Annotated in this window: 11 protein-coding genes and 3 tRNA genes; 2 read left to right on the top strand and 12 right to left on the bottom strand. The window is 69.5% G+C overall.

Features of this window, described 5'->3' with window-relative positions; translation table 11 throughout:
* Nucleotides 1-650 precede the first annotated feature (650 nt).
* The 5 genes from EAH86_RS18145 to EAH86_RS18125 all read right to left on the bottom strand — a co-directional run bounded on the left by EAH86_RS18145 (nt 651) and on the right by EAH86_RS18125 (nt 4,182).
* Nucleotides 651-2,000 carry an FUSC family protein gene (locus EAH86_RS18145; RefSeq protein WP_140743330.1) on the bottom strand — a complete coding sequence of 450 codons (1,350 nt, stop codon included), beginning with the start codon at nt 1,998-2,000 and terminating at the stop codon, nt 651-653.
* Between the two features lie 454 nt (nt 2,001-2,454).
* The gene (locus EAH86_RS18140; protein WP_140743328.1) at nt 2,455-2,865 is read right to left on the bottom strand and encodes a hypothetical protein; all 411 of its coding nucleotides are present in this window, start codon (nt 2,863-2,865) and stop codon (nt 2,455-2,457) included.
* A complete protein-coding gene (locus EAH86_RS21065) occupies nt 2,819-3,103 on the bottom strand; it encodes a hypothetical protein (protein WP_425325237.1) in 285 nt (94 codons plus the stop codon). The genes EAH86_RS18140 and EAH86_RS21065 overlap by 47 nt, the downstream gene beginning before the upstream one ends.
* 337 nt (nt 3,104-3,440) lie before the next feature.
* Nucleotides 3,441-3,517 (bottom strand) — tRNA-Phe (locus EAH86_RS18130).
* Nucleotides 3,518-3,663: 146 nt separating this feature from the next.
* Nucleotides 3,664-4,182, bottom strand: coding sequence for a maleylpyruvate isomerase N-terminal domain-containing protein (locus EAH86_RS18125; RefSeq protein ID WP_425325234.1), 519 nt, complete (start codon nt 4,180-4,182; stop codon nt 3,664-3,666).
* A 172-nt stretch (nt 4,183-4,354) separates the two neighbouring features.
* On the opposite strand from EAH86_RS18125, the gene EAH86_RS18120 reads away from it, so the two are divergent.
* Both EAH86_RS18120 and EAH86_RS18115 read left to right on the top strand, forming a co-directional pair.
* Nucleotides 4,355-5,032: a TetR/AcrR family transcriptional regulator gene (locus EAH86_RS18120; protein ID WP_206665878.1), complete on the top strand. Its 678-nt coding sequence runs from the start codon at nt 4,355-4,357 to the stop codon at nt 5,030-5,032.
* Between the two features lie 108 nt (nt 5,033-5,140).
* Complete coding sequence (locus tag EAH86_RS18115; RefSeq protein WP_140743326.1) at nt 5,141-6,064, top strand: NADP-dependent oxidoreductase; 924 nt, start codon at nt 5,141-5,143, stop codon at nt 6,062-6,064.
* Between the two features lie 73 nt (nt 6,065-6,137).
* Here the strand turns inward: EAH86_RS18115 and EAH86_RS18110 are convergent.
* The 7 genes from EAH86_RS18110 to EAH86_RS18080 form a co-directional block, all read right to left on the bottom strand.
* Nucleotides 6,138-6,211: transfer RNA gene (locus EAH86_RS18110), tRNA-Asp, on the bottom strand.
* A 20-nt stretch (nt 6,212-6,231) separates the two neighbouring features.
* Nucleotides 6,232-6,304: transfer RNA gene (locus EAH86_RS18105), tRNA-Glu, on the bottom strand.
* Nucleotides 6,305-6,435: 131 nt separating this feature from the next.
* Nucleotides 6,436-6,810, bottom strand: coding sequence for a GntR family transcriptional regulator (locus EAH86_RS18100; protein ID WP_140743324.1), 375 nt, complete (start codon nt 6,808-6,810; stop codon nt 6,436-6,438).
* Entirely contained in the window at nt 6,807-7,718 is a 912-nt protein-coding gene (locus EAH86_RS18095) for a hypothetical protein (RefSeq protein WP_140743322.1), read from the bottom strand. Before EAH86_RS18095 ends, EAH86_RS18100 begins: the two co-directional genes overlap by 4 nt.
* Before the next feature lie 69 nt (nt 7,719-7,787).
* On the bottom strand, nt 7,788-8,840 hold the full coding sequence (locus tag EAH86_RS18090) for a PHP domain-containing protein (protein ID WP_140743320.1): 1,053 nt from the start codon (nt 8,838-8,840) through the stop codon (nt 7,788-7,790).
* A gap of 66 nt (nt 8,841-8,906) precedes the next feature.
* A complete protein-coding gene (locus EAH86_RS18085; RefSeq protein WP_140743318.1) occupies nt 8,907-9,746 on the bottom strand; it encodes an oxidoreductase in 840 nt (279 codons plus the stop codon).
* Nucleotides 9,743-9,985 (bottom strand): hypothetical protein, encoded by a 243-nt coding sequence (locus EAH86_RS18080; RefSeq protein ID WP_140743316.1) that lies wholly within the window; start codon nt 9,983-9,985, stop codon nt 9,743-9,745. Before EAH86_RS18080 ends, EAH86_RS18085 begins: the two co-directional genes overlap by 4 nt.
* Nucleotides 9,986-10,011 lie beyond the last annotated feature (26 nt).

The raw sequence follows: 10,011 nt of genomic DNA, 5'->3' as shown, positions 1-10,011 counted from the left end.
TTCTCTCCTTCGCCGGACGGGACGTGGTTCCGGTCCGGGACGAAGGCTCGGCAGGACTGTGATGAGACACATCCGGCGCCGCTAACGCCAGGTGGTCAAGCTCCTGATCAGGCCAGTTCCTCCAACCGGGCCGGGGCCGGTGACCACGAGCGGACAGGTCGCAACAAGGCACAAAGCCAGTCTTTCCGGGGGTCACACTCGCGGTCACCAACCACAGCCCAGCACCTTCAGGCTGCGCTGGCGATCCTCACAGTCCTTCCGCCGCAAGCCGGGCGCCTCTCGCTGCCGGGCAGGCTGGCGACAAACAGTCCCGACCTTCATTCGGCCGACGAACCGTAGGCGTTCGCGCATCCCTGGCGGAGCCGGGTGGCTAACTGTGCACCAGCAGTAAACGCGCTCCTTGAGACGCTCGGTCCTGGCGCCTGGCGCCTGGCGCCTGACGGCTCGGCTCGTTCGTCAGGGTCATCGTCACTGGGGGTCCACGGCCCACATCCTGAATGCGCTCAGTCGGGTTGTCCCCGTCTCAAGCGGACGTATTCGAACTCCCTTCGGTGGCTTTGATGCGGGCTGCGACATGTGGAGTCGCTCCATGTGGGGTTCGGCGCTGGGTGCTTGCCGCGTGCGGTGCGGGGTCGGCATCGCCCAAATGTTTACGTACTCGGCTGTGATGGGGGAGGTTCGCCAGCGCTTCCCGATCCGCGTCGACGCCAGCTGCGGCCAGGCTGCAGACCGCGGGGATAGGGCCGGTCCGGATGAGGTAGCACGTCCTGGACGATCCGCGGGAGCTGGACAAGGGGCCGCCGCAGCTGCTCCTCCTTCCACTGGGCGTGAATCCGTGCCCGGTCCTCGAGGTTCAACCGGGATAGCACCTGCTCGACGGCGGCGAGGATGGAGCCGCGCAGCAGCCACGACGAGGTGTCCTCCCGCGCCCGGACCATGATGAGCTCGGTCAGGATGGCTTGGGTCTCGCGGAGAATGTCGAGGCTCTCGGCCAGAGCTCGCTCGGTCTCCTGCTCCCGACCCTCCGCTTCGGCGACGGCGAGACTGCCGAAGGCACGCAGACAGTCGGCTGTGTCGTGAAGGACCACCGCGAACGCCGCGCGCAGCTCCCCGCCGTAGGGGTCGTCGGGTTCCGCCTCTGGTGGTATCTCGCCGAGCAGGACCGCGAACAGTGCGCGGATGGCGAGCAGGCAGTGTTCAAGGGTATCGAGGGCCGACGCCAGCACGGGTTCGACATCGACCGTGCCGAGGGCTCGAGGGTTGAACCGTCGACTGTCCTTGAGCAAGGCGATGGTTTCGGTGGCCGCGGCGACCTGCCGGTTGGCGGATCGCACCCGGTCAATCAGTTCGCCGACCTGTTCCCGAGTCAGTGGACCGGCGAGCAGGTCGTCGGCGGCGGCATCCAACGGGGCCGCGCCAGCCTCGACCACGTGGAGCAGCGCCTGCCGCGCGGATGCCGTGGGCATCGCCGGCGGGTAGATCAGGTTGAACCCGACGCCGACAGCTGCCCCGATCAAGGTGTTCAGGATCCTGGTTTCGGCGGCGACATCATGGTTGCTCACCGCCAGGATGAGCATGGCGCTGATCGGCGTCTCCAGGGCCTGCTCGCCAAGGCGAAGCACCTTCGCCAGCAGCAGCGAGGCGGCGATGGCCGCACCCAGACTCCACCAGGTCAGCCCGATCCAGACGGACAGCAGGGTCGCCACCAGAATTCCCGCCAATACGGCGCCAACCCGAACCGCGCCCATCTTGATCGTGGAGAAGGCCGAAGCCTGAACAACCAGCAGGGCCGTCAGCGGGCCGGTCAGGTCGAGTGCGCCGTGAGCCAGCAGCTGCGAGATCAGGTAGGCGACGACCGCAGCCGTGGTCAGCCGAAGGACAGTGAGCAGTGTGGGCCGCAGACGCCCAGGGAGGTCGCGCCAAGCAGCGGGGTGACCGGGCCAGGCCCAGTCAGCCAGGCGGTGCCACCGAGATCCCCCAAGGTGCTCCGTTGGTGACATGCGTCGCTCTCAGGTGTGCGATGTGTCCATTCGGTTTGACGGTCTGCCGACCGCGGCCCGTACTGCAGGCATCGTACGAGGCGGGGCTCCGTGCGGCCGGACCTCGTCGATCACGCAGCTGCGGGTAGTTGCCGGGGGGACTGCTACAGGTCCGCGCCGCGGGGCGCCACTTGTACGGCGGCAACACCCCGTGCGTACAGCACCAGGTGCTGATTCGGCCACGAAGGAACTGAGACTCCGCTTGTCGGCAACGGTACCGAAAGACCGGTAATACGACAGTTGAGTCATTCCGCCGCCTGTCGGGGGAAGGAAACGTCCCGTGATGACGATGGCGGGCGTCGCCAAGCGCCAGGCCCCGTCGGGGGCCGCCCTCTGCGATGGGCACCCGCGTCTCAGATTCGCTTCGACCCATCCCTAACGCCTGCGTGACAGCTGGTTCGAGGCAGAAGGCCCTCTAGCTTTCGACGCCAAGGAATTCGACGAGCGCGTCAGCGACTGCCGTCATTCCCTGTTCGTTGGGGTGGAAGGACCAGGCTGTCGCCTCGAGGGTCGGTTGGAACCCGAACACCCAGGGCTCGACCGAGCCCAGCCCATGGTTGAGGCTCAGCTCGGATGCGCGCAGCACCTCGACTTCGGTGCGATCCGCGGTGATGCGGTAGCCCTCGACGATGCCGTCCTGGATCGCGCGGAAGGACGCCGTCTGCTCCGGCGAGAGCGGCCAGTGGTCGCCGGTCGTGGTGGTGTTCGTGACCACGGTGAGGTAGTCGACGAGGATGACTCGGGCGTCGACGGCTCGGGAGCGAACTTCGCGAACGATGTCAGCCAAGCCCTGCGCCATCGCCTCGACCGTCGACGTGGTGGGCACAGGGATGCCGTCCGGGCTTCTTGCGCCCGTGCTCAGGGCAGCCGTGCCAGAAACACCCGTCGACGAAGACCGCGACCCTCCTCCCTGGCAGCACAAAGTCGGGTGTGCAGCCCTTACCCAGCCGTGGGTAGAGCCGGAAACGACCGCCTGCAGCATGGACCGCATGGCGCAGGAGGACCTCCGGTGCTGTGCTCTCCCTCCGGCGGCCTGCCAGGTGCGCTCCGGCTGTGGTCGCCACCCAATTCTCCACCACGTCCTTAACCTACGAGGCTGAGTGGCTGTCGGGTCGAAGTACTGCTACGAAGTCCTGTAACCCGCTGCCCGACACACGTCATCACATGGCTCCTGACACGGCGACACACGCACAGACGATGCAATCCGGGGACCTGGCGCTGAGTTTGCAAGTACAGGGTGTCGATCTATGGCTCGTGCCACATCTCGTGCCACATCTCGTGCGATATCTCTTGGTCAGTCCGGGCGATTCACGGTCACTCGCGGTCGCTGACCCACGTGGGGTGCGGCCGCTCCAGAACGACAAAGCCGCAGGTCAGACGCCTCTGACCTGCGGCTTTGGGTGGTGGCCAGGGGCGGGGTCGAACCGCCGACCTTCCGATTTTCAGTCGGACGCTCGTACCAACTGAGCTACCTGGCCGTGGGATGCGTGCCCGTGCTGCTGGACATGCGATCGCGGCGGCCTCGTGCCGTAGCCCGGGGACCGTCGCGACTGCAGGATCATAGCCGATCGAGCGGGTGATCTCACAGTTGGCCGACCCAGGCCCGCCGCCTGGGTGAGGCGCCTCAGGCGGCCCACTCGGGGTCGCGGCCGAGGTAGCGCAGCAGGGCCGCTGCGGCGCCGTCCGTGGCTTCGGTCGCCAGCGGCGCGGCATACGCGAACCCTCGCAGCGGTTCCACCACGGCCCGGGCGGCAGGGTCGAGGGCGGCCGCGAGCTCGTCGCTGAGAGGCGACGGCTGGCCGGTCGCCACCGCGACGTCCCACGCGTGGATCGCTGCGTCGAGGGCGCACGCGGCTGCAGCGACCTCCGCGGGCAGGGTCGGGACCGGCGGCAAGGGAGTCGGGACCGAGCCCGATGCTGGGTCGACCTGGTCCCAGGCCGCCGTCGCGGCGGCCACTGCCGCATCGACGAGCTCGGTGACGGTGCCCTCGGGCCGGGCCGGCGGGTCGAACGGGTTGTAGGTGGGGAGCGACCCGGCTCCGACGAAGCTCGCCCAGGCGTGCTGGTCGCCGGCCGCGTGGAGGAGCACCTGGGCGACGGTCCCAGTCGGTGCAGGGGGTGGGCCGGTCGAGCGCGTCGTCACCGATGGCGGCGGCGACCTGCTGGAGTGCGGAGAGGGAGGTGGTGAGGACTTCGAAGCCCATGGTCTCGATCCTTTCGGGCTGGTGGCGGTGGCTCCAACTTTGAAACAGAATGGATTGTTCCGTTCTAAGATAGCAGAGCGGAATGCTTTGTTCCACTGTTACCCTGAGCTCGTGTCCACGCCCGCCTCCGAGCCCGCGAAGCGGCCCCCGATGAGCGGCCGCCGCGCCGAGGCGGCCCGCAACGACGGGCGCATCCTCGACGCCGCGCGCACCGTCTTCCTCGCCGACCCGGAGGCGCCGGTCTCGAAGGTGGCGGCCACCGCGGGCGTCGGCATCAGTGCGCTGTACCGCCGCTACCCGAGCAAGGAGCACCTCCTGAGGGCGCTCGCCGAGGACGGCCTGACCAGGTATGCCGCATCGCTGGAGTCCGCGCTCGCCTCCGACGCCGATCCCTGGACGGCGTACGTCGCCTGCCTGCACGAGGTGCTCGACGGCCGGAGCCAGGCGCTCGCGCAGCGGCTGGCCGGCACGTTCACACCGACTCAGGCGCTCACCGCCACCGCAGTCCGTGCGGGGCGACTGGCCGAGACGCTGTTCCGCCGCGTCCGCAAGGCCGGGGAGCTGCGTGACGACGTGAGCGAGGCCGACATCGTGCTCCTGCTCGAGACCGTGTCCCTGGTCGAGCTCCCAGGCGCCGATGGCGGCGCCGCCCTGCGCCGGCGCTATCTCACCCTGCTGCTCCAGGCCTTGCGTGCCCCGGCTGCCGGCCCGCTCCCGGGTCCGCCGGCCCGTGAGTCGGACCTCGCCGCCCGGTGGCGCGTCCGGCTGAAGTCCTCCTCCACGGAGTAGGCGTCCTCCTCGGGCGTCGACCTCAGGGGCCGGCCGATAGCGCCGTTCGCTGCGTCACAGTGCTGCACCAGCGGAATACCCGCGTGCGCAAACGAAGTTGCGCAGGGCATGAAGGCAATCACTTACGCCGAGTACGGCGACCTCGACACCCTGCAGCTCACCGACGTGCCCGACCCCAAGGTCGGTCCGGGCGAGGTGCTCATCCGCGTGCGCAGCGCCAGCGTGAACCCCGTCGACTGGAAGGTCGCCAAGGGCTACCTCGACGGCCTCATGGTCGTGGCGTTCCCGGCGATCCCCGGTTGGGACGTCGCCGGAGTGGTCGAGGCGGTGGGTCTGGACACCCCCGAGTGGTCCGTCGGCGACGAGGTCATCGCCTACGCCCGCAAGGACTGGGTGCAGGGCGGCACCTTCGCTGAGCTCGTCACCGCACCGGTTCGCACCGTCGCCCGCAAGCCGAAGTCGCTCGACTGGCACCAGGCCGCAGGCCTACCCCTCGCCGGCCTCACGGCATACCAGCTGCTCGCCCGGCTCGGGCTCAAGGAGGGTGAGACGGTCCTCGTCCATGCCGCCGCTGGTGGTGTCGGCCTCTTCGCCGTCCAGATCGCGCGTGCGCTCGGCGCCCGCGTGATCGGCACCGCCTCCGAGGGCAACCACGAGTTCCTGCGAGGCCTGGGTGCCGAGCCGGTCTCGTATGCGGATGGGCTGGCCGAGCGGGTCCGTGAGCTCGCGCCCGACGGCGTCGATGTCGTGGCCGACTTCGTGGGTGGTGTGCTCGAGACGACCCAGGCTGTCCTCAAGGCCGGTGGTCGACACGGGTCCATCGCCGACGGGACCGTCGCCGAGGCCGGCGGAATCTCCGCGTGGGTGCGTCCGAATGCCGAGGACCTGACGGCGCTGGGCGACCTCGCCGACGACGGCAAGCTGACCGTCCCGGTGGCCGAGGTCTTTGCGCTCGCCGATGCGGCCAAGGCGTTCGAGCTCAGCCAGACCGGCCACGTGCGCGGCAAGATCGCCATCGAGGTCAGCGTCTGACGCTGGCTGTCCCGAACGCCCGGAGGACATGCGAAGAGGCCCGCACTGATGTGCGGGCCTCTTCGTTTTCGAGCGACCCCGACCGGGCTCGAACCGGCGACCTCCGCCGTGACAGGGCGGCGCGCTAACCAACTGCGCTACGGGGCCTTGATGGTGCTTTTACTGCGTATCCCCAACGGGATTCGAACCCGTGCTACCGCCGTGAAAGGGCGGGGTCCTAGGCCGCTAGACGATGGGGACCAGTTCAACGGCCCCCCGCCGTTAGCGCCAGGCGCGGATCCGTCGAGGACTCGCGAAAGCATACGGGCAGACCACCCGGATAACCAAAACGGGTCGCACCGCCCCAAGACCCGGGTATGCCGCGTGCCTCCTCACGCCCGCGCCTCCCGCAGCGCGGCCCGCACCAGGTCGATGGCGGCGGACTCGCTCAGGCCCGCTCGGGCTGCCCGGATGGCGTACTCCGCAGCACTCCGGTTGAGGGCGACGTCGAGCGGCTGCGAGCCCGGTGCGACGACCGTTCCTGCGCGGCGGCGGGTGGTCACGAGGCCCTCTGCCTCCAGCTCCTTGTAGGCGCGCGCCACTGTGTTGACGGCCAGTCCGAGGTCAGCTGCCAGGGCCCGGACGGTCGGGAGCCGGTTGCCCTCCATGAGGCTGCCCCTGCCGATCAGACCCGCGAGCTGGGCCCTGACCTGTTCGTACGGTGGCTCCGCGGCCCCGAGGTCAACCGTGACCTGCAGCTCGCTCACGCGCCCACCTCGGCGATGCCCGGAGCTGGGGCAGCGTCCTCGCGCGGGAGGCGCGGGCTGCCGGACAGGAGCGCAGCGAGGGTGAGGAGCACGAGGACCACGCCGATCGTGATGGCCACGAACCCGAGGTTCTGCACCCAGTCGAAGGGAGGCTGGGGGGTCCGCGAGTCGTTCATCCGCAGGTTCTGGGTCACCTGGTTGACGGTGGCGCCGATGGTCAGCCAGAGGCCTGCTGCGGTGCTGAGCGTTCCCACGGCTGCCGGGCGCAACACCCGCACCATCGAGGCGCCCCGAACGGCCGCGTCCAGGTCCTCGTGCCCTGGACCGAGCGCAGGCCGAGCGTCCACTCTCGCCCAGGCAAACCAGGTGGCCAGCGCGAGCACGGTGACTGCTATCCCGACCACGACGCCGTACGACTGGCCCGGGTAGGGGCTGCCGGTTGCGGCGACATCCCCGGCCCGACGCGCGAAGGAGCGCCCGTCGGAGGCGGCAGTCAGTGCGCCCACGGCGAGTGCAGCGGCCGTGGCGGCGATGCCGACGACGACCAAGCGGGACAGCCACGCCGGGCGACGTGCCCGCCGAGGGTCGAGGCTCGCCGTGCGCACCGAGCCGGTGGGGCGGGGCCAGGTCAGCTCCGCCACCGCGGCGGTGAGGACCGTAGCGGCGCACCCGAGTGCGGGCAGTGTCGACAGCCGGATGTCCTCATTTAGCCCCCGTGCCAGGCCGAGCCAGGCCACGGTGGCCGTCAGCCCGACGACACCCGTGGCGGCAGAGGCGCCCAGCGAACGGGCTTGCGCCGAGCGCGCCGATCCCCGGGACCTCACGGTGTTGGCCAGCCGGACCAGCCCGGCGATCAGAAAGCCCAGCGCGAGGGGGAGAACCATGAACCCCACCATCAGACCAGCCATCACATCTCCTTTGTCTCAATGACTTAACTCATTAAGACATTAGCGACGGCGATCCGTCAAGCGGTCTGGTCAGGCATGGTCGGCAGACCACTCCACCAACCGGTCGACGTCCCAGGTGGTGATGATCCGGTCGGGGTCGATGCCGAGCTGTTCGGCTCGCTCGCAGCCGTAGGCCTTCATCTCGAGCTGCCCCGGGGCGTGCGCGTCGGAGTCGATGGCGAACAGGCAGCCGATCTCCATCGCCAGCGTGATCAGCTCGTCCGGAGGGTCTCGGCGCTCGGGTCGGCTGTTGATCTCGACCGCCGTGTCGTGCTCGGCGCAGGCCTCGAAGACGGCCCGGGCGTCGAAGTCGGACTGTGGCCGCGTGCCGCGGGAACCCTCGATCAGCCGTCCGGTGCAGTGGCCGAGGACGTTGACTCGAGGGTTCGAGGCGGCGGTCACCATCCGCTTGGTCATCGGTGCCCGGTTCATCTTGAGCTTGGAGTGGACGCTCGCGGTGACGAAGTCGAGCTTGGCCAGCATCGCGTCGGTCTGGTCGAGGGCGCCGTCGTCGAGGATGTCGACCTCGATCCCCTTGAGCAGCCGGAACTGCCCGCCGAGGGACGCGTTGACGGCATCGATGATGGCCAGCTGCTTGGTGAGGCGCTCGGCGGTGAGGCCGTTGGCGACGCGCAGCTGGGGGGAGTGGTCGGTCAGCACCAGCCACTCGTGCCCGAGCTCCACCGCCGTCAGCACCATCTCCTCGATCGGGCTGCCCCCGTCGGACCAGTTGGAGTGGGAGTGGCAGTCGCCTTTGAGCTGGGCGAAGAGGTCGGCGCCGCCCTTGGCGAGCGGCTTCGCCTTGCCCTGCAACGACTCCAGGTATGCCGGCAGGTCACCGTCCAGGGCTTCACTCACCACCGCGGCGGTGGACTTCCCGATCCCGGCAAGGTCCTGCAGGCTCCCGGCCTCGTGGCGGCTGTGCAGCTCCTCCGCCGGTGTCTCCCGGACCGTGACGACGGCCTTGCGGAACGCCTCGACCCGGTAGGTGCCGGCCCGCTCGCGCTCGAGGAGGAAGGCGATGCGACGCAGCGCCTCGTCGGGCTCGACGGGTGCGGTGAGGGGTTCGACGGTGGCGACCACGGCGTCGAGTCTAGGGCGGCCTGATCGGCGGACCAGGTGGTCCGTTGATTCACACCGGAGCGAGCGCTAGCCCTTGAACTGCTGGCGGACCATGAAGTCCCAGACTCGGTCGCCACCCAGGGTGCGCGTGGCGATGAGCGCCCGCGCCGCGGGGGTCACGACGTAGCGCGACTTGGGGTGGCGCGACTCGACCGCCCTGACGATGACCCTGGCGACGGCTTCTGGACCGGTGGCGACCATGGGGTTGCCGTAGCCCCCGGAGGTGTTGCTGGCGCTGGCAGCCAGCAGCCCGGCATACGGCGAATGCTCTTGTGCTGCAGCGGCATCGGAGGTGAGGGCAATCTCCTCGAAGCCGGTGCGGATGAGCCCTGGCTCGACGAGGCTGACCCCGATGCCGAACCCGTGCACCTCGTTGCGGAGGGCGTCGGTGATGGCCTCCACGGCGTATTTGGTGGCGTGGTAGTAGCCGCCGACGGGGAAGGTGAAGCGGCCGCCCATCGAGCCGACGTTGACCACGCGGCCGCTGCGGGCTTCGCGCATCGCGGGCAGGACGAGCTGGGTGAGGCGGGCGAGTCCGAAGACGTTGGTCTCGAACATCGTGCGCACCTTGTCGAGGTCGGTCTCCTCGATCGTGCCGTACTCGCCGTAGCCGGCGTTGTTGACCAGTGCCCCCACCCGCCCGTGCTCGGTCTCGATCAGCTTCACGGCGCTCGCCATCGACTCCTCGGACGTGACGTCGAGGGCCAGGGGTCGTGCACCGAGGCTTTCGAGGCCAGCGAGGGCCTCGGGCCGGCGGGCTGTGGCGTAGACGGTGTGGCCGGCGGAGACCAGGGCTTCGGCGGCGGCCTTGCCGATGCCGGAGGAACAGCCGGTGACGAGGACGGGACCAGTCGGTGCGGCGCTCACTGCTCGTCGCCGGGGCCAGAGGAACCGCCGTTGCGGCGGACAAACCAGCGCTCGACGCCGGTGTAGGCCAGCCAGCCGACGACCAGGGCCGCGATGAAGGCGACCCAGGTGCTGAGGTCGGGAAAGGCCTTCTCGACGCCCTCACGGACCAGGACGATCGCGCAGACGGCGACGACGATGGGGGCGAAGGCGGCGACGCCACTCGGTCGTTGACCCGGGGGTCTTCCGGTGGGGCTCATGCGTCCAGTCTGCCCCATCGAGGAGC

Source organism: Pedococcus bigeumensis, from assembly GCF_006438965.1.
GTDB classification, from domain to species: Bacteria; Actinomycetota; Actinomycetes; order Actinomycetales; family Dermatophilaceae; genus Pedococcus; species Pedococcus bigeumensis_A.
This window is presented reverse-complemented; position numbering and strand designations above follow the sequence as displayed.